Annotated in this window: 18 protein-coding genes; 12 read left to right on the top strand and 6 right to left on the bottom strand. The window is 63.8% G+C overall.

What is annotated here, in order from left to right; translation table 11 throughout:
• Window positions 1–19 precede the first annotated feature (19 nt).
• Complete coding sequence (locus RUGAMON1_RS31245; protein WP_445234166.1) at window positions 20–772, bottom strand: GntR family transcriptional regulator; 753 nt, start codon at window positions 770–772, stop codon at window positions 20–22.
• 274 nt (window positions 773–1046) lie between these two features.
• On the opposite strand from RUGAMON1_RS31245, the gene RUGAMON1_RS31240 reads away from it, so the two are divergent.
• The 5 genes from RUGAMON1_RS31240 (at window position 1047) to RUGAMON1_RS31220 (ending at window position 6799) form a co-directional block, all read left to right on the top strand.
• Window positions 1047–2603, top strand: coding sequence for an ABC transporter ATP-binding protein (locus RUGAMON1_RS31240; RefSeq protein ID WP_445234165.1), 1557 nt, complete (start codon window positions 1047–1049; stop codon window positions 2601–2603).
• Window positions 2590–3678 carry an ABC transporter permease gene (locus tag RUGAMON1_RS31235; RefSeq protein ID WP_445234164.1) on the top strand — a complete coding sequence of 363 codons (1089 nt, stop codon included), beginning with the start codon at window positions 2590–2592 and terminating at the stop codon, window positions 3676–3678. The genes RUGAMON1_RS31240 and RUGAMON1_RS31235 overlap by 14 nt, the downstream gene beginning before the upstream one ends.
• Window positions 3675–4601 carry an ABC transporter permease gene (locus RUGAMON1_RS31230; protein WP_332853376.1) on the top strand — a complete coding sequence of 309 codons (927 nt, stop codon included), beginning with the start codon at window positions 3675–3677 and terminating at the stop codon, window positions 4599–4601. The genes RUGAMON1_RS31235 and RUGAMON1_RS31230 overlap by 4 nt, the downstream gene beginning before the upstream one ends.
• A gap of 194 nt (window positions 4602–4795) precedes the next feature.
• Window positions 4796–6442, top strand: coding sequence for a methyl-accepting chemotaxis protein (locus RUGAMON1_RS31225; RefSeq protein WP_445234163.1), 1647 nt, complete (start codon window positions 4796–4798; stop codon window positions 6440–6442).
• A gap of 42 nt (window positions 6443–6484) precedes the next feature.
• Entirely contained in the window at window positions 6485–6799 is a 315-nt protein-coding gene (locus RUGAMON1_RS31220) for a 2Fe-2S iron-sulfur cluster-binding protein (RefSeq protein ID WP_445234162.1), read from the top strand.
• Here RUGAMON1_RS31220 and RUGAMON1_RS31215 read toward each other — a convergent pair.
• Entirely contained in the window at window positions 6732–7646 is a 915-nt protein-coding gene (locus tag RUGAMON1_RS31215) for an AraC family transcriptional regulator (RefSeq protein WP_445234161.1), read from the bottom strand. The two genes, RUGAMON1_RS31220 and RUGAMON1_RS31215, sit on opposite strands and share 68 nt — an antisense overlap.
• Window positions 7647–7756: 110 nt before the next feature.
• On the opposite strand from RUGAMON1_RS31215, the gene RUGAMON1_RS31210 reads away from it, so the two are divergent.
• Window positions 7757–8293, top strand: a complete 537-nt coding sequence (locus RUGAMON1_RS31210; protein WP_445234160.1) for a carboxymuconolactone decarboxylase family protein — start codon at window positions 7757–7759, stop codon at window positions 8291–8293.
• On the opposite strand, the gene RUGAMON1_RS31205 is transcribed toward RUGAMON1_RS31210, so the two are convergent.
• Window positions 8290–8610: a hypothetical protein gene (locus tag RUGAMON1_RS31205; protein ID WP_116991119.1), complete on the bottom strand. Its 321-nt coding sequence runs from the start codon at window positions 8608–8610 to the stop codon at window positions 8290–8292. The genes RUGAMON1_RS31210 and RUGAMON1_RS31205 overlap by 4 nt on opposite strands.
• A gap of 86 nt (window positions 8611–8696) precedes the next feature.
• On the opposite strand from RUGAMON1_RS31205, the gene RUGAMON1_RS31200 reads away from it, so the two are divergent.
• Complete coding sequence (locus RUGAMON1_RS31200) at window positions 8697–8966, top strand: ubiquitin family protein (protein WP_445234159.1); 270 nt, start codon at window positions 8697–8699, stop codon at window positions 8964–8966.
• A 1-nt stretch (window position 8967) separates the two neighbouring features.
• Entirely contained in the window at window positions 8968–10056 is a 1089-nt protein-coding gene (locus tag RUGAMON1_RS31195) for a WD40/YVTN/BNR-like repeat-containing protein (protein ID WP_445234158.1), read from the top strand.
• 6 nt (window positions 10057–10062) lie between these two features.
• Here the strand turns inward: RUGAMON1_RS31195 and RUGAMON1_RS31190 are convergent, their stop codons facing one another.
• Window positions 10063–10668 (bottom strand): TetR/AcrR family transcriptional regulator, encoded by a 606-nt coding sequence (locus RUGAMON1_RS31190; RefSeq protein WP_445234157.1) that lies wholly within the window; start codon window positions 10666–10668, stop codon window positions 10063–10065.
• A gap of 87 nt (window positions 10669–10755) precedes the next feature.
• Here RUGAMON1_RS31190 and RUGAMON1_RS31185 point away from each other — a divergent pair, with 87 nt between their 5' ends.
• Window positions 10756–11820 (top strand): MBL fold metallo-hydrolase, encoded by a 1065-nt coding sequence (locus tag RUGAMON1_RS31185; protein ID WP_445234156.1) that lies wholly within the window; start codon window positions 10756–10758, stop codon window positions 11818–11820.
• Window positions 11821–11823: 3 nt separating this feature from the next.
• On the opposite strand, the gene RUGAMON1_RS31180 is transcribed toward RUGAMON1_RS31185, so the two are convergent.
• On the bottom strand, window positions 11824–12165 hold the full coding sequence (locus tag RUGAMON1_RS31180) for a hypothetical protein (protein ID WP_445234155.1): 342 nt from the start codon (window positions 12163–12165) through the stop codon (window positions 11824–11826).
• A 134-nt stretch (window positions 12166–12299) separates the two neighbouring features.
• On the bottom strand, window positions 12300–14774 hold the full coding sequence (locus RUGAMON1_RS31175; protein WP_445234154.1) for a TonB-dependent receptor: 2475 nt from the start codon (window positions 14772–14774) through the stop codon (window positions 12300–12302).
• A gap of 229 nt (window positions 14775–15003) precedes the next feature.
• On the opposite strand from RUGAMON1_RS31175, the gene RUGAMON1_RS31170 reads away from it, so the two are divergent.
• The 3 genes from RUGAMON1_RS31170 (at window position 15004) to pgmB (ending at window position 19070) form a co-directional block, all read left to right on the top strand.
• Window positions 15004–16011 carry a LacI family DNA-binding transcriptional regulator gene (locus RUGAMON1_RS31170; RefSeq protein ID WP_116991112.1) on the top strand — a complete coding sequence of 336 codons (1008 nt, stop codon included), beginning with the start codon at window positions 15004–15006 and terminating at the stop codon, window positions 16009–16011.
• A gap of 96 nt (window positions 16012–16107) precedes the next feature.
• Window positions 16108–18432, top strand: coding sequence for a glycoside hydrolase family 65 protein (locus RUGAMON1_RS31165; protein WP_445234153.1), 2325 nt, complete (start codon window positions 16108–16110; stop codon window positions 18430–18432).
• Window positions 18429–19070 (top strand): beta-phosphoglucomutase, encoded by a 642-nt coding sequence (gene pgmB / locus RUGAMON1_RS31160; RefSeq protein ID WP_332853386.1) that lies wholly within the window; start codon window positions 18429–18431, stop codon window positions 19068–19070. Before RUGAMON1_RS31165 ends, pgmB begins: the two co-directional genes overlap by 4 nt.
• Window positions 19071–19076 lie beyond the last annotated feature (6 nt).

Below are 19076 nucleotides of genomic sequence, written 5' to 3'. Positions count from 1 at the left end.
AATTCCCGGGCCACACCCGCTAATACCCGGACAGCGCCTCGGCCAGATTCACTTTCTTGTCCTGCTCATTCAGGTGCAGGCGCGCTTCGATTTCCAGCAGGTGGTGCTCGATCAAATGGGTGGCCTCCTTGGTCTTTCCCTGCTCAATCAGGGTGGCCAGGTCCTGGTGCTCGTCGTTCTCGCACATGGTGGCGCCGGGCGCCTCGTACAGCGCGATGATCAGCGAGCAGCGCGACACCAGCTCCGCCATGAAGCGTTGCAGCACCTGGTTGCCGGCCAGTTCCGCCAGCAGGATGTGGAACTCGCCGCCGAGGCGTATCCAGCCGGCGCGGTCGCCGGTGCGGCGGGCCTGGTCTTCGGCGTGCAGCGCGGTGCGGATCTGCTTGAGCGAGGCGGGGGTGGCGTTGCGTATCACCAGCGGCACGATCTCCCTTTCGATGGCGCGGCGGGCGGCGAAGATGTCGCGCGCTTCCTCCGGCGTCGGCGAGGCGATCACCGCGCCGCGATTGGGCCGCAGCTCGATGATGTGGTCGTGCGCCAGCCTTTGCAACGCCTTGCGCACGGTGGTGCGGCTGACTTGATACAGTTCGCAGAAATCGGCTTCGCCCAGATGGGTGCCGGGCGGCAGGCGGTGGCTCATGACGGCGTTGACGACCGCGCGATAGATGCGCAGGTCGACGGCGGTGGTGCCGCGCTTGGTGGCGGCAGGCGCGCCCACAGCGATGGCCGCCGGTTCGGCCTTGCGAGGTTTGCGTTTGCCTGGTGATGGCATCGATCGATTCTCCGTGAGGGTGGTGCTCACACTGCATAAAGCAGGAACCATGCTAACTACATCGTGTACAACTACTGCTGCGGATCTGTCTTGTATTGTGTACGAAAATACTTTGTTTTGTCCTCATTTTTGCGCGTGGCGCACGTTTTTGGTGAGGAAGTGTGTCATATTTAGTGCACTCTTCCGCCCAAAATAGAGCGTTTCAGGCGGATCGTGACTGGCATGCTAATTGCGTCTGTTTTTGTATTCAATTTGTATACGATGAGGGAAGCCGATGAGCGAAGCGCCGATGACTGAGCCGCGCCTGAAGATGCTGGGGATCTCCAAGATCTATCCTTCCGTGGTGGCCAACGCGGCCGTCGACCTGACCGTGATGCCCGGCGAAATCCACGCCGTGCTGGGCGAGAACGGCGCCGGCAAGAGCACGCTGATGAAGATCATCTACGGCGTGACCAGGCCCGATGAAGGCCAGATCATGTGGGAGGGGAAGCAGGTCCACATCCACTCGCCGCACGACGCGCGCAAACTGGGCATCGGCATGGTGTTCCAGCACTTCGCACTGTTCGAGACGCTGACGGTGGCCGAGAACATCGCGCTGGCGCTGGACGAGAAGATCGCGCCGGCCGCGCTAGCGCCGCGCATCCGCGCCGTCTCCGAACAATACGGTTTGCCGCTGGACCCGCAACGGCTGGTGCACAGCATGTCGGTGGGCGAGCGGCAGCGGGTGGAGATCGTGCGCTGCCTGTTGCAGTCGCCACGCCTGCTGATCATGGACGAGCCGACTTCGGTGCTGACGCCGGACGCGGTGCTCAAGCTGTTCGAATCGCTGCGACGCCTGGCCTCCGAAGGCGTCAGCATCCTGTACATCAGCCACAAGCTCGATGAAATCCAGGCCCTGTGCGACAAAGCTACCGTGCTGCGCGCGGGGCGCGTGTCCGGCACCGCCAATCCGAAACAGGAAAGCGCCAGGTCGCTGGCGGAGCTGATGATAGGCCGCGAGCTGCCGGTGTGCGTGCACCAGCCGCGCGAGCCGGGCGAGGTGCTGCTGGCGATCGATCAACTCAATGTGCGCAGCGACGATCCGTTCGGCACGCGCTTGAAGGACATCAGCCTGGCGCTGCGCAGCGGCGAGATCGTCGGCATCGCCGGCATTTCCGGCAACGGCCAGCAGGAGCTGTTGAAAGCCATCTCCGGCGAGCGCGCGCTGGCTGCGGGCAGCGGCGCGATCCGCCTGTGCGGGAAGGACGTGGGCAGGCTCGATGCGGCGCAGCGCCGCCAGCTGGGACTGGGCTTCGTGCCCGAGGAGCGGCTGGGCCGTGGCGCGGCGCCCGACCTGTCGCTGGCCGACAACGCGCTGCTGACCGGCTATCTGCCGGCCGCCAATACCGGCATGGTCAAGCGCGGTCTGATACAGCGCGGTGCGGTGCGCGAATTCGCGCGCAAGGTCATCGAACGCTTCAACGTCAAGTGCGGCGGCGAGCAGTCGGCGGCGGCCAGCCTTTCGGGCGGCAACCTGCAGAAATTCATCGTCGGCCGCGAGATCGCGCTGGCGCCCAAGGTGATGGTGTTCGCGCAGCCGACGTGGGGCGTGGACATCGGCGCCGCCATGCTGATACGGCAGGCCATCATCGACATGCGCGACCAGGGCGTGGCGGTGCTGGTGTTGTCGGAGGAGCTGGACGAATTGTTCATGATGAGCGACCGCATCGCCGTGCTGGCGGACGGCCGTTTGTCGCAAGTGGTGCCGGCGGCCGGCACCAGCATCAACCAGATCGGCGTGTGGATGAGCGGCGATTTCGACTACCAGGGAGCAGAACATGTCGCGGCTTGAACGACGTCCCGAACCATCGCGTTCGATGATGCTGGCGTCGCCGCTGATCGCGGCGGCGGCCATGCTGGTGACCGGCTCCGTGCTGTTCTTCTTCCTGGGGCAGGAGCCGCTGCACGCCTTCTACGTCTACTTCATCAAGCCGTGGACCACGCTGTACGGCGTCGGCGAGCTGCTGCTGAAGGCGACCCCGCTGATCTTGTGCGGCGTGGGCCTGGCGATCGGCTTCCGTGCCAACGTCGCCAACATCGGCGCCGACGGCCAGCTGACGGTGGGCGCGATCGCCGCCGGCGCGGTGGCGCTGTATTTCGACGAAGTGCAGGCGTGGTGGGTGCTGCCGCTGATGCTGGTGGCGGGCGCGCTGGGCGGCATGCTGTGGGCGGCGATCCCCGCGCTGCTGCGCACGCGCTTCAACACCAGCGAGATTCTCGTGAGCCTGATGCTGGTGTACGTGGCGTATCACTTGCTGAGCTACCTGGTGCACGGACCGATGCGCGATCCGGCCGGCTTCAATTTCCCGCAGTCGAAGATGTTCAGCGACTCGGCCACCTTGCCGCTGCTGGTGGAGGGCTTGCGCCTGAACGCGGCCTTCATCCTGTCGCTGGTCGCGGCGGTGGCGGCCTGGTTCTTCTGCAAGCATACGTTTGCCGGCTACCGCATGCAGGTCAGCGGCATGGCGCCGGCCGCCGCGCTGTACGCCGGCTTCAGCGAGCCGCGCAATGTGTGGCTGGCCTTCATGGTCAGCGGCGCCTTGTCCGGCATCGCCGGCGTCGGCGAAGTGGCGGGGCCGCTGGGGCAGATGCAGCCGTCGGTGTCGGCCGGCTACGGCTTCGCGGCCATCATCGTCGCCTATGTCGGACGCTTGCATCCGCTGGGCGTGGTGCTGTCGGCGTTGTTGATGTCGCTGTTGTACATCGGCGGCGAGACGGCGCAGATCGAGCTGCAAGTGCCGTCGGCCATCACCGGCATGTTCCAGGGCCTGCTGCTGTTCTACCTGCTGGCGGCGGACCTGTTCATTCACTACCGCTTCAAGCCGCGCAAGCGCCACTTGCCCGTCACCGTTGGAGAAACCGCATGATCAGCACCGAATTGTTAATCGCCTTCCTCGCCAGCACGGCGGGCGCCGCCACGCCGCTGGTGGTGGCCTCGATGGGCGAGCTGGTGACCGAGCGCTCCGGCGTGCTCAATCTGGGCATGGAGGGCATGATGCTGGTGGGCGCCGTGGTGGGCTTTGGCGTCACGCTGGGCACGGGGCAGATGTGGTTGGGGCTATTGGCGGCGATTGCGGCCGGCATGCTGATGTCGCTGATCTTCGGCTTCCTGGTGCTGACCTTGCAGACCAACCAGGTGGCCACCGGACTGGCGCTGACTTTGTTCGGCATCGGGCTGTCGGCCTTCATGGGACGCGGGCTGGTGGGGCAGACGGTGGAGCCGATGCCGCACCTGCACTTCCCGCTGCTGTCGGACCTGCCGTTTGTCGGGCCGCTGCTGTTCCGCTTTGACGCGATGGTGTACGGTTCGGTGCTGCTGGTGGTGCTGATCGGCTGGGTGCTGGCGCGCACCCATATCGGGCTGGTGATACGCGCGGTGGGCGAGTCGCCGCACAGCGCCCACGCGATCGGCTATCCGGTGATCGGCCTGCGCTACGGCACGGTGCTGTTCGGCGGCGCCATGGCCGGCCTGGGCGGCGCCTACCTGTCGCTGGCGCTGACGCCGATGTGGGTCGAGGGCATGACGGCGGGGCGCGGCTGGATCGCGCTGGCGCAGGTGGTGTTCGCGACCTGGAAGCCGCGCGGCGTGATGGTGGGCGCCTATCTGTTCGGCGGCGTGACGGTGTTGCAGTTCCACGGGCAGGGCATGGGGCTGGACATTCCGTCGGAGTTTTTGTCGATGCTGCCCTACCTCGCCACTATCGTTGTGCTAGTCATAATTTGCCGCAATCCGCAAACAATCTTGCTGAATAAACCAATGTCTCTTGGCCAAAACTTCAAGCCGGACTGACAAGTGTTGCGTTCGCACCCGTGAAAATTGATGCAGATCAAAAATCCACAATAAAACTCCGCAGTAAAAATTCCTTGCGACAATTGGTGATTTTGTCGCAGGGAAATCCAATTATTCTGGACTCGTTGGCCAGTGGCCGATGGCGCTCCCCAAACCCCGGCACGCCCTTTCCCCAAATATAAAAAGGAACGGCCATGCGCATCAACAGTCCAATCACTCAAAACGAATACCTGATGGAGGATGGCAAGACCATCGTCTCCAGCACGGATTTGCAGGGCAACATCAACTATGCGAATCCCTATTTCATCGAGGTCAGCGGCTTCACGGAACAGGAACTGATCGGCGCACCGCAGAACGTCGTGCGTCATCCCGACATGCCGGTCGAAGCCTTTGCCGATCTGTGGCAGACCATCCGCGCCGGCATGCCGTGGACCGGCCTGGTGAAGAATCGCTGCAAGAACGGCGACTACTACTGGGTGCTGGCCAACGTGACGCCTGTCATCGAGCAGGGCAAGCCAGTGGGCTACCTGTCGGTGCGGACCAAGCCCAGCCGTGAGCAGGTGCGCGAGGCGGACGAGCTGTATCGCCAGTTCAAGGCGGGTAATCCGCGCCGGCTGCGCATCGTCAACGGACGTGTGGTTGCGACTGGCATCGTCGCGCGGCTGGCGGGCATGTTGAAGGTGTCGCTGGCGCGCCAGATCGCCATGGCCACGCTGCTGACCGGCGGCGCCTTGGCCTTGCTGGCCTTTGCCTTGCTGGGTCTGGACGATACGAGCATAGTCGCGGCGCGCAACTGGATGGGGGCGCTGGCGCTGGCCGCCATGCTGGGCATGGTGTGGTTCGGCCGCAGCCTGTATCTGAACGTGGCGCTGCCGCTGCGGCAGGCGACGCGCGCGGCGCGCATGATGGCGGGCGGCGATCTGACGGCGACTTTCGCCATCCAGCGCGACGACGAAATGGGGCAGCTGCTGGCGGCGTTGCGGCAGACCAATATCAACCTGCACAGCATCATCGGCGACGTACGCGCCAACTTCGACGAGATTTCGGTGGCGACCGATGAAATCGCCGACGGCAACCTGGATCTGTCGGGGCGCACCGAGTCGCAGGCTTCCAGCTTGCAGCAGACCGCGGCCAGCATGGAGCAGCTGACGTCGACCGTCCAGCAAAGCGCCAGCAATGTGGCCAGCGCCAATGAACTGGCCGAGCGGGCGTCGGCGGTGGCGGCGCAGGGCGGCAGTATCGTGTCGCAGGTGGTGTCGACGATGGTCGACATCAGCGCCTCGTCGAACAAGGTGCTCGACATCATCGGCCTGATCGACGGCATCGCGTTCCAGACCAATATCCTGGCGCTGAACGCCGCGGTGGAGGCGGCGCGCGCCGGTGAGGAAGGACGCGGCTTCGCCGTGGTGGCCAGCGAGGTGCGCAACCTGGCGCAGCGTTCGGCCACGGCGGCGAAGGAAATCAAGACCTTGATCGATCAGTCGATCCTGAAGGTGCAGGCCGGCACGGCGCTGACCACCAGCGCCGGCGTGACGATGAGCCAGGTGATCGAGTCGGTGGACCGGGTGTCGCGGGTGATGGAAGAGATTTCGAACTCGACCCGCGAGCAGAGCGACGGCATCGTCCAGGTCAACCAGGCGGTGATACAGATCGACGACATCACGCAGCAGAACGCGGCGCTGGTGGAGCAGGCCGCCGCCGCCGCCGGCAACCTGGCGCAGCAGACGCGTTGCGTGTCGCAGGCGATGGCGGTGTTCAAGTTGCAGGGCGGGCTGGCGGCCCGGCGTCCCGCTGCGGCGCCGGTGAGCCAGCCCAAGCCGAGGCTGAAGCTGCTGGCCTGAGGGTTTATGATGCTGGTTTGACGCGGCAATTCGGGAACCAGCATGGAGCAAGCGGTACGGGTAACACTGGCGGGACAGGGATGGAGCTTCGACGCGCAAGCGCCGGCGACGGTGCTGCAAAGCGCCGAACGCGCCGGCGTGCGCCTGCCCAGTTCTTGCCGCAACGGCACCTGCCGCACGTGCATCTGCCTGAGCACCAGCGGCACGGTGCGTTACCTGATCGAGTGGCCGGGCCTGAGTTTCGACGAAAAGCGCGAAGGCTATATCCTGCCGTGTGTGGCCATCGCCGTCACCGACCTGCTGATCGAGGCGCCCGCCGCCTCCAGGCTCCCGGCCCCACCTGATAGCGGCGTTTGAAGGCGCGGTTGAAGGCCGCTTCCGACTGATAGCCGACCGCTTCGGCGACGTCGCCTGCCTGGCGGCCTGCATCCAGCAGGCGTGCGGCTTGCGCCATGCGCAGTTGCGTCAGCACGGCGGCCGGCGCGGCGCCGGCCGCTTGTTTGAACAGGCGCGCGAAGGTGGCGCGCGACATATGGCATGCCGTCGCCAGTTGTTCCAGCGTCCATGCCCGCTGCGGCGCGGACAGCATCCCGTCCAGCGCGGCAAGCAGGCGGCGTTCCGCCAGCACGGCGAACAATCCCGGTACCGCCATCGATTGTTCCAGCCAGCTGCGTATCAGCAGCGCGAACAGCGCGGAGGCCAGTTGCCGCACGATGGCTTCCGAGCCGGCGCGCGGCGTTTCGGCTTCCGCCTGCAGCATGGCGATCAGGTGGTTCAGGCCTTGTGCGTCGGCGCGCTCGGCGCTGCGCACCACCAGCATCGGCGGCAGCGCGGCCAGCAGGCCGTTGGCGCCGTCTTCATCGAAACGGAATTCGCCGCACAGGATGTCGGTGGCGGGGCCGTCGCCGACGTTGCCCTCGTAGCGCAGCAGGCCCGGCGCGCTGTGCATGGCCGATGCCTGCGCCGGATCGCCGATGTAGAGCCGGTGCGCGCCGCCGTGCGGGAAGACGATCAGGTCGCCCGCTTGCAGCGTCAAGCCGTCGGCGCCGTCCACCAGTGCAGTGCCGCGCGCGATCAGGTGGTAGGGGGCGATGCCGCTGGCGGTCGCCGCGTGATCCAGCACCCACGGCGCGCCGAAGTGGCAGCGCGTGTCCAGCGCGGTGCGCATCGGGTACAGCGAGAGCAGGTGGCTAAGGGTATCCATGGCAAGCTTGGTTGAGATGAATAAGCAAATTATAGCGATTTTCGAGCATTCATCATCTCATGGAATGGCCGTAGACTGTTTCCATATCAACTCACCTGAAAGGAAACATCATGTCCCGTCTGACCACTCAAGCTGTCTCGGAAGCCACCGGCCACGCTGCGCAATTGTTCACCGCCATCAAGGGAGCGATCGGCAAAGTGCCCAACGCTTATGTCACGCTGGGCACGAACAGCCCGATCGCGCTGGAAACCGCGCTGAACATGGATGCCGCGCTGCGCAAAAGCAGTCTGGCGGCGAAGGAAGTGGAGGTGGTCAAGCTGGCGGTGAGCCAGGATGCGCAGTGCGACTACTGCCTGGCCGCGCATACGCTGGCGGGCGGCAAGTCCGGCTTAAGCGGCGAGACGATGCTCAACGTGCGCCACCGCCAGGCCAGCGGCGACGCGCGCATCGATGCGCTGGCGACTTTTGCGCATACCGTTTTCACCACCAGCGGCGAGGTGCCGGCGGAGGTGGTGGCGGCGGTCAAGCAGGCCGGCTACAGTGACGCACAGATCGTCGATACGCTGCTGGCGATTGCCACCATCACGTTCACCAATCTGTTCAACCGCGTCAACGCGACGACGCTCGATTTCCCTGCCGCGCCTTAAGTTTTGGGGCCGTCGTCGCGTTTGCGCAGGCGGCTCAATAGCGCGTCGGTCGATTCGCTCAGCGGCACGCCGTGGCGCCGCATCAGCTGGATATTCAGCACCATGTTTTCCAGCACCAGCTTGGCCGCCACGGCCAGCAGGGTCAGGTGCTTGTCTTCCTCGCTGAAGCTTTCCATCGCCTCGGCCATCTCGCACAGGTGGTTGGAAATCAGGCCGCGCAGATCGTGCTCGTCGAACGGCAGGTCGGCGAAATCGATCGGATCTTCCTTTTCCACCTCTTCCATCAGCAGTTCCAGCTCTTGCGGTGTGATCGTCATGCGGCGCTCCGTTAGTTGATGCGTTTTCATTTTATGCGATTCAGCATAGAATCTGAATTCCGTCGATCTAACCAACAAGCATAACGATGGCGCAACTTGTTTTTACCCAGCAACTGGGCCGCTTCATGACCGTGCCGCAGGTGGAGACCGGCGCGGCCGATCTGCGCAGCGCCCTCGACGCCGCCTTTGCCGACCATCCACGGCTGCGCGGCTACGTGCTCGACGAGCAAGGCCAGCTGCGCGAGAACGTCGTCATCTTCATCGACGGACAACGCACCCGCGAGCGAAAAATATTGAACGATGCGCTCGCGCCGCATTCCAAAGTCTATATTTTGCAAGCTCTTTCTGGAGGTTGACATGTCCGACCGCGCCTACATCGGCACTCGCAAAGGATTGTTTGAAATCTACCGTACGCACGAGGCGTGGCATATCGACCAGCAGCATTTCCTCGGCGATCCGGTGTCGATGGTGCTGTCGGACCGGCGCGACGGCACTTTGTATGCGGCGCTGAACCTGGGCCACTTCGGCGCCAAGCTGCACCGGCGCGATGCGGGCAGCGACAGCTGGGTGGAGGTGGCGGTGCCGGCGTTTCCCGTCAAGCCGGCGGAGTCGGCCGATCCGGTGGAATGGACGATGAAGCAGATCTGGTCGCTGGCGGCGGGCGGGCCGGACCAGCCGGGCGTGCTGTGGGCCGGCACCCTGCCGGGCGGGCTGTTCCGCTCGAACGATCGGGGCGACAGCTGGCAGCTGGTGGAGTCGCTGTGGAATGTACCGGAGCGCGCGCAGTGGATGGGCGGCGGCTACGACGTGCCGGGCATCCACAGCATCTGCGTCGATCCGCGCGACAGCAGGTCGGTGCTGGTCGGCATCTCCTGCGGCGGCGCCTGGCTGACCACGGACGGCGGCGAAAGCTGGAGCATGCGCGCCAAGGGCATGGTCGCCAATTACATGCCGCCGGAAATGGCGGACGTGCAGCAGATACAGGACCCGCACCGCATCGTGCGTTGCCCGGGCGAGCCGGACAAGCTGTGGTGCCAGCATCACAACGGCATCTGGCGCTCGGTGGACAACGGCGCCAACTGGACCGAGGTGCACAGCGCGCCGTTGTCGAATTTCGGCTTCGTGACGGCGGTGCATCCCAAGGATGGCGAGACCGCCTGGTTCGTGCCGGCCGAGGCGGACAGCAAGCGCATCGCGGCGCACGCGGCGCTGGCGGTCACGCGCACCACCGACGGCGGCAAGACCTTCACCGCCTGGCGCGGCGGCCTGCCGCAGCAGCATTGCTACGACCTGGTCTACCGGCACGGGCTGGCCGTCAGCGATTGCGGCCAGATCCTGCTGATGGGGTCGACCACCGGCGGCGCCTGGCTGTCGGAGGATGGCGGCGGCCAGTGGCAGACCATCTCCACCACCTTGCCGCCAATTTACTCGGTCAGCTTCGCTTAGTCGAGCTTAGCCGGCGTAGGCCAGGAACATATCGACGGTCGCCTCGACCACTTTTTTCTGCATGGCCGCGTCCAGCGGCGGCTGGTTCAGCGTCACTTGCGGCCAGAAGGCGAAGGTCTTCAACTGGCCGGTCAACATTTGCGGCGCCAGCACCGGGTCGGCCTTGAGCAGCTTGCCGTCGGCCTGGGCGGCGCGCAGCCAGACCACGGCTTCCTCTTCCTTGCGGGTCAGCCGCGTCACCATCTCCTGCGCCCGCTCGGGCGAGTGGATGGATTCGGCGATCGCCACCCGCGCCAGATCCAGGAAGTAACTGTCCTGCAGCATGGCCATCTTTTTCCACAGCAAATCGAGTAATTGCTCGCGCATGGGCACGGCCGGATCGTAGGGCTGCTGTTGCTGCGCCATCGAACTATTCCACAACTCATGCAATATCTGCGCGAACAGTTCGTCTTTACTGGGGAAGTGGTTGTACACCGTGCGCTTGGACACGCCGGCGGTGGCGGCGATCTTGTCCATGCTGGTCGATTCGAAACCACTGACGCGGAATTCAGCGATGGCGGCTTCGACGATGGCCTGGCGTTTGCGGTCGGTCAGTTTGAGGGGCGTGTTCATAGCTTTATTTTACACCGACTAGTTTACTTTTCAAAAAATAAGAACTACACTGTGTAGTGTACATTCTAAACCTTGGAGTCGCCCATCATGACTTATCAATCCGTTATCGCCGAATCCGCCCTCGACGGCCTGTCCGTGCCCAGCGCGCCGCGTAGCCGCGACGGCAAGTTCCGCAATCCGGTCAAGATGCATCAGATGGGTTTCTTCAAGTCGCTGGGCGTGATGCTGCGCTTTGCTTTCGATAAACCCAAGGACACCGTGCCGCGCCAGGCCATCCCCGTTCATGCGATCACGCAGCAGCAGTTATTGGATGCTCCGGATCGCAGCCTGTTCCGCCTCGGCCACTCGACGGTGCTGCTCAAGCTCAACGGCCATTTCTGGCTGACCGATCCCGTGTTTTCCGAGCGCGCCTCGCCGGTGCAGTGGGCCGGGCCGCAGCGTTTCCACCAGACGCCGATCAGCATCGAGGAATTGCCGCCGATCAAGGGCATCATCCTGTCGCACGATCATTACGACCATCTGGACTACGCCGCCGTGATGAAGCTGGCCGCCAAGACCGAGCACTTCATCACGCCGCTGGGCGTGGGCGACCGTCTGGTCGCCTGGGGCATACCTGCCGCCAAGGTGCAGCAGCTGAGCTGGTGGCAATCGACCCATGTGGCCGGCCTGAAGCTGGTGGCGACGCCGGCCCAGCACTTCTCCGGGCGCGGCCTGAGCGACCGTAACAAGACGCTGTGGGCGTCGTTTGTCATCGAAGACCGCGACGTGAAGGTATTTTTCAGCGGCGATAGCGGCTATTTCGACGGTTTCAAGGAAATCGGCCGCCGTCATGGTCCGTTCGACCTGACCATGGTGGAGACCGGCGCCTACGATCCACAGTGGCCGGATGTGCATATGCAGCCGGAGGAATCCCTGCAGGCGCACATCGACTTGCGCGGCAAGGTGATGCTGCCGATTCATAACGGCACGTTCGACCTGTCGCTGCACGCCTGGCATGACCCGTTCGACCGCATCGCCGAGCTGGCTGCGGAACGCCGCTTGCCGCTGGCCACGCCGGAAATCGGCAAGGCGCTCGATATCCGCCTGCCGCTGGCCGATGGTCGCTGGTGGGATGCGGTGAAGGAACTGGAAGCGGCGATGCTGGCCGCCTGAGGTTCAGGCGACGACGTTGATCAGCTTGCCGATGGTCTCGCCCTGCGCGTTGATCTGCGGCTTGGGCGGCGCCGTCAGGTCGGCCGGCAGCACCTGCTCGGCGCGCGACGGTCTCTCTATCGCGTTGTTCAAATTCGGGGCGGGCGCCGCCTTCAGCGGCGGCGCGGACGCCTGATCGCTCTCTTGCTGGGTATCGCTCAGCGTCTGCTTATCCTTGGTCAACTGCACCCGGCTTTGCTCCAGCCGGCTGGCGTCCTGGTTCACGCGTGACTGATCCGTCTGCACTTGCCTTTCGGCTTGTGCAATCGATGCTTGCAGCGCGCTGACGGACGTTACGGAAGCCACGATCTAACCCCTAAGCAATAATTCCGGGCATGGTAAGGCAGAATCGTATTGATTACGATCAATTGAAGAGTAGGCCACAACAACAAAAAAGGCAAGGCTAACCGCGCCTTGCCTGTGAGGGAGGGATCTACAGTTTAGAAGCGGTACAGCAACGACGCTTCCCAGGTACGGCCAAACAGCGGACGTGCGTTGATCGGACCGGAGCCGCCGGCGGTCAGGCGGGAATTGCCTTCGGTCAGGCCCAGTTCGTTGTTGAGGTTGGTGCCGGCCAGGCGCACTTCGATCTTCTCGCCCAGCGAGAACAGCACGCCGGCATCGACGGTGCGGTACGACGGCAGGTATTGCTGGTTGGCCTGGTCAGCCCAACGCTCGCCGATCGAGGTGTAGGTGGCGTAGAGCTTGGCCGAGTTGCCGTCGCCGAAAGGAATCCGGTAGGTCGGCGTGAAGCGGAATTGCAGCTTCGGCTGGCGCTGGACGGTTTTGCCGGCGGTGTCCGGATTGTCGCGGTATTCCGATTTCTGGTAGTCGCCGGTCAATGCCAGTTGCAGGTTGGCGATAGGGCGCACCGCCAGTTCGAATTCCACGCCGTTGCCCTTGGAACCGCTGATCGAATGCAGCTCGCGGCCGTCGGCCAGCACCTGCGAGAAGGCGATGCCGTCGAATTCCGTGTGGAAGGCGTTGATATAGGCGCTGTACAGCTGCGATGCCGTCTTGAAGCCGATTTCGTACTGGCTTACTTTCGGCGTCGGCAGGATGCCGCGGTCGTTGACCTTGGCCTGGGTGCCGGCGCCGCGCAGGTCGTCAAACGAGATGAAGGTGTGGCCGCGGTTGGCACGCACGAACACCGCCGTATCCTTGGCCAGCTTGTAGTTGCCGCCGATGGTGAAGGAGTTGGCGCTGTCGGTGCGGCTCAGGTAGGTGTTGGAGCCGTCCGGCATCGAGGTGCCGTTGTTATACACGGTCAGCGGATTGTTGTCGGTGTCGGCCGAGGTCAGGTTGGAGATCGTGCCGCTGATCTTCTGCTGCTCATGGCGCATGCCGAAGTCGACCTTGATGCGGTCGTTGACTTTCCACTCGTCCGAGATGAAGGCGGCGGTGTTGCGGCCGTCATACGAAGCGACCGGCGCGTAGAACACATTGCCGTCGGTGCCGTTCTTCGACACGACCACGCCGTTGTTCAGGGTCACGTTGATCAGGCTGGCTTGCGGCACGGCCGACATCAGGTGGCTGTTGCCCAGGTACCAGACATCGCGCGACGAGTAATCGGCGAAGTAGCCGCCCACGGTGACCGTGTTGTCCTTGCCGATTTCCTTGCTGACGCGCAGTTCGTCGGTGAACGATGTCAGTTTCTTCTCCACCGACCACAGGCCGGCTTGCACCACCTGCTGGTTGCCGTCGACCGCGCCGCCGTGCACATAGGTGGCGGTGCCGGCCGTGGCCAGCTTGCCGCCGGCCGCCGCGACGGTTGCCGCGTTGCCGTTGGCCGAGCTGATGGCCGCCTTCAGGTAATCGTTCATCGACAGCGGGTTGTTACCGGTGAACATGGCGTTGGTGTTCAGGTCGCCGTCGAAGCGGTTGAACTTGTTCGATACGCTCCACTCGCCGATCTTCTGGTCGAAGTCCGCGCCGAACACGGTGGCTTTGAGGCCGCGGCCGTCCGCCAGGTCGCGGTTCAGCGTCTTGCCGGGCGCCGCTTCGATGGTGAAGTTGCGCATTTCGCCGCTCATCAGGGTGCCGGTCAGCGGATTGAAGCCTGGGAATTCCGAGATCGTGTGGCCGCCGTTGCTAGAGATCAGCGGCACGCCGGTGTAGAAGGCATTCTTGTCGTCGGTGTTGCGGACGTACATGGTCAGCTTGCCGTCGTCGAGCTTGCGGGTCAGCGTGGCGGTCAGCTGGTGGCCGTCGTCCGCCGGGAAGCCGGCGTCGCGCACGCCGTCGGTCTTGCGGTAGAAGCCGCCGACCGAGCCGTACCAGCCGTCGCTGATTTTTCCGCCGTAGAACATGTCGACGCGGCGCAGGCTGCCGGTGCCGGTGGTGAAGCGCACCGAGCCTTCCGGCGTGTCGCTGCCTTCTTTGAGGATGAAGTTCATCGTCGCGCCAGGCTGGGCGTTGGACCAGATGGTGGACGGGCCGCCGCGCAGCACTTCAACGCGCTCGACCGTGTCGTCCAGGCGGAAGGCCGACGAGCCTTCGAAGAACGACAGCGTCGGCGGCGGGAAGATCGGGTTGCCCATCAGCTGCACCGAGACGAAGGGCGAATCGCTGCCGGAAGGGAAGCCGCGCACCTCGATGTTGGCGCCGGACTGGCCGCCGGTCGATTCCGCATACACGCCGGGCACGATTTTCATGATGTCGGCGGTGCTGCTGGGCGAGGCTTGCTTCAGTTGTTCTTCGGTCGCGGTGGTGATCGAGAAGGCCGAATCGACCTTGCGCACGCCGCGCGCCGAGGCGACGCCGGTGACGACGACTTGCTGGACTTCGGCGGTGACTTCCTTGGAGGTGGAAGGTTCCGTTGGGGCGGCGCTTTGGGCTTGCGCCGCGGTCTGGTTGACGAGAGTGAGGACGGCAGCCGTGACTGCGGATAACAAGAACGGATTCTGGCTTTTCATGTGGTCTATGCTTTCTTATGGTGTAAATCGTCTCCTGGACGGTGCGCCACCAGCCAAAACAGCTTCCGGTAGTTCCATCCCCATCTTCCACGATTCGTGAAGATAGGCCATTGAAACAAGAAATGATATCGATGTCAATCAAAATGTTATCGATGTCATTTTCCGCGACAAATTAAAAATTTCTGTCATAATGCGTGCGCACCCCCTGTTTTCAACCTATGAGCGATCAATGCCTTCGAATAAGTCTGTAGCCCGCAAAGCCGAAACAGCATTGACGATGGAAGACCTGGCCAAGCTGGCCGGCGTCTCCAAGATCACCGTTTCCCGCGCGCTGCGCGATAGTCCGCTGGTGACGGCGGAGACGCGCGAGAAGATTCGCGTCCTGGCGAGCGAGCAGGGCTACCGTTTCAATGTGAGCGCGCGCAATCTGCGCATGGGCCGCAGTTATTCGGTGGCGGTTGTGGTGGAAATGACACCCGTGCGCGGCCGGCCGATGTCCGATCCGTATCCGCTGGAGCTGTTGGGCGGCATTACGCAGGAACTGACCACCGCCGGTTACAGCGTGGTGCTGACGTCCAAGCAGTTGATGAACACGGCACCGGTGCAGGGCGCCGACGGGCTGATCCTGCTGGGCCAGGGCTCGCACGGCGAAGCGGTGCGCACCTTGCAGCAGACCGGCATGCCGCTGGTGGTATGGGGCGCGCCGGAAGCCGACACCGACTACATCGTGGTCGGCTCGGACAACAGAAAGGGCGGCATCAGCGCCGCCGAGCGCTTCATCGCGCAGGGCCGGCAGAAGCTGGTGTTCCTGGGCGACGTCGACCACGCCGAGGTGCAGGAACGCTGCGCCGGCTTCATCGACGCGATGGGCGGGCGGGCGACGGTGCATATCATCCGTCCGAAGGCCTTCACCTTCGAGGCGGGCTTCGACAGCATCTCGGCGCTGTTGAAAAAGAAGGGCGCCAATTTCGACGGCGTGTTTGCCGCCAGTGACTTGCTGGCCATGGGCGCGATCCGCGCGCTGGCCGAGAAGAATTTGCGGGTGCCGGAGAATGTCTCCGTCATCGGCTACGACGATACGCCCGGTGCGGCCAGTTTCGTGCCGCCGCTGACCAGCGTGCACCAGTATCTGCGCGACGGTGGCGTGTTGTTGGCCAAGAAGATGTTGGGCCTGATCGAAGGCCACCCGGTCGCATCCGAAATGCTGCCGACCACCTTGATGGTACGCCAGACCTAGTTTTCCAGTTTCCCCTTGAATAGAGCCCAAAACGTCAATAAACCGGCTTTTTTCAAAATTCAAACCGCTTTGAATCGCATTTTTAAGGAATACGCTGTGCAACAACACACCTATCCCCTCGAAGCCTGGTGCATCCGCGAGACCAGTTTCGACACCGACTCCCACTTTCTCGACGAGACCCTGTTCGCGCTGGGGAACGGCTACATCGGCCTGCGCGGCACCGGCGAGGAGGGCTACAGCGGCCCGGCCGGCACTTCGCTCGACGGCACCTATCTGAACGGCTTCTACGAATCGGAGCCTATCCAGTATCCGGAAGCGGCCTACGGCCTGGCCAAGGTCAACCAGTTCATGCTGAACGTGCCGAATGCGAAGGGCATCGAGCTGTGGCTGGAGGACGAGCGCTTCGACCTGTTGAACGGCTCCGTGCAATCGTATGAGCGGGTGCTGGACTTCCGTACCGGCGTGCTGACGCGCACCGTGGAATGGACCTCGCCGCAGGGCCGCAGCGTGAAGCTGCACAGCCGCCGTCTGGTGTGCTTCGAGAACAAGCATCTGTTCGCGATCGAGTTCGCGGTGACGCCGCTGAACTTCGCGGGCCGCCTGCGGCTGGTGTCGGCGCTCGATGGCGCGGTGAAGAACCAGGAAGCCGGCGACGATCCGCGCGTGGGCTCGGCGGTGTCCGGCCAGTCGCTGCACATGGTGGGCCACGAGCAGAACGTCGGCTTCGCGGCGCTGGTGCAGCGCACGCACAACAGCGGCTTCATGCTGGTCAGCGCCACCGACACCGAACTGACTGGCGCCGATGCGACCATCGAGATCGCGCAGGTAGCGCAGCGCCTGACGCAGACGTATGAGCTGCAAGCGCAAGCCGGCCAGACTGTCACTCTGAACAAGTACGGCAGCTACTTCTCCTCGCGCGACTACGCGGAGGCGGAGCTGATGTGGCGCAGCAAAGACACGCTGGCCACCGCCAAGGCGGCCGGCTTCGACGACCTGCGCCTGGCGCAGGAGCAGTACCTGGCCGATTTCTGGCAGCAGGCCGACGTGCAGATCGCCGGCGACGACGCGCTTCAGCAAGGTATCCACTTCAACCAGTTCCACCTGCTGCAATCGGTGGGCCGCGACGGCAAGACCAACATCTCCGCCAAGGGCGTGACGGGCGAGGGCTACGAAGGCCACTATTTCTGGGATACGGAGATCTACATCTTCCCGTTCTTCCTGTATTCGAAGCCGGAGATCGCCCGCAAGCTGCTGGAGTACCGCTACGCCGGACTGCCGAAGGCGCGCGAGCGCGCGCGCCAGATGTCGCATGCCACCGGAGCGCTGTACCCATGGCGCACCATCGCCGGCGACGAATGCTCGGCCTACTTCCCTGCGGGGACGGCGCAGTATCACATCAACGCCGATATCGCCTATTCCATCAAGCTGTACATGGAAGCGACAAATGACCTGGAATACCTGGTCAAGCACGGCGCGGAAATCGTCATGGAGACGGCGCGCATCTGGATGGGCATCGGCAGCTATGACCGCGAAGGGCGCTTCTGCATCAACCAGGTGACGGGGCCGGACGAATACACGGCGCTGGTCAACAACAACTACTACACCAACGCGATGGCGCAGATGCACCTGAACTTTGCGGCCTCGATCGCGGAGCAGTTGCAGGCGCGGGAGCCGGCGGAGTTCGCGCGCATCGCCGCCGCCACCGCGCTGGATGCGAACGAGCCGGCCGCATGGCGCCGCGCCGCATCGCTGATGAATCTTCCTTACGACAAAGCGCTGCAAATCCACGCGCAGGACGACAGCTTCCTGTCCAAGAAAGTGTGGGATTTCGCCAACACGCCGAAGGAGAACTACCCGCTGCTGCTGAACTACCACCCGATGGTGATCTATCGCCACCAGGTGTGCAAGCAGGCGGACGTGGTGCTGGCGCTGCTGCTGCTGTCCGACCAGTTCACGCTGGAGGACAAGCGCCGCGACTTCGATTACTACGAGGCGGTGACGACGCACGATTCGTCGCTGTCGTCCTGCATCTTCAGCATCATCGCGGCGGAAGTGGGCTACGCGGACAAGGCCTACGACTACTTCATGGAGACCGCGCGCCTCGACCTGGACGACACCCACGGCAACACGCACTACGGCGTGCACACGGCGGCGATGGCCGGCACCTGGATGGGCGTGGCGTATGGCTTCGCGGGCATGCGTGTGGTGGGCGGCGAGCTGCATTTCGCGCCGTCGGTGCCGAAGCAGTGGCAGCACTACACGTTCAAGATTCACTTCAAGGGCGCGCTGCTGGAGGTGCACGTGGAGCCTGGCCGCGCCGATTACCGCCTGCTGCAAGGCGATGCACTGAACTTTACCCATGGCGGCGAACCCGTCGCACTGACGCTGTCGCAACCGACGCAATCGAGGAGTTTCGCATGAGCCGCTTTAAAGCCGTTATCTTTGACCTGGACGGCGTCATCACCGACACCGCCCACTATCACTACCTGGCGTGGAAGCGCCTGGCGGAATCGCAGGGTGTGCATTTCGATCACGCCTTCAACGAGAACCTGAAGGGTATCGACCGTATGGGATCGTTGGACCTGATCCTGGCGTCGTCCAAGCGGGCGTACACTAGCGAGGAAAAGCTGGCGCTGGCCGACGAAAAAAACCTGCACTACCAGGAGCTGATCGCCACCATGTCCGCAGCCGACCTGCTGCCGGGCGCGGTGCGGGCGCTCGACACGGTGCGCGCGCGGGGTTTGCGCATCGGCCTGGCTTCGGTCAGCAAGAACGCCTTTACCGTGTTGGGCCGCCTGGGCATCACCGATAAATTCGATTACGTGGTCGATGCGGCGACCATCGCGCGCGGCAAGCCGGATCCGGAGATTTTCCTCAAGGCGGCGCGGGAACTGGGCGTGGCGCCGGAAGACTGTCTCGGCGTCGAGGATGCGGTGGCGGGGGTGGCGTCGATTAAATCGGCCGGCATGTTCGCACTGGGGATAGGCCATCCCTTTGTGCTCACTCAGGCGGACGTGGTCATCACGAGCCTGAGCGACTTCAATCTCGAATCATACTAAATAATA

The sequence above is a fragment of the Duganella rhizosphaerae genome, from assembly GCF_040364205.1.
Lineage (GTDB): Bacteria > Pseudomonadota > Gammaproteobacteria > Burkholderiales > Burkholderiaceae_D > Rugamonas > Rugamonas rhizosphaerae.
Note: the sequence above shows the minus strand (reverse complement) of the source record. Positions and strands in the feature narration are given on the sequence as shown.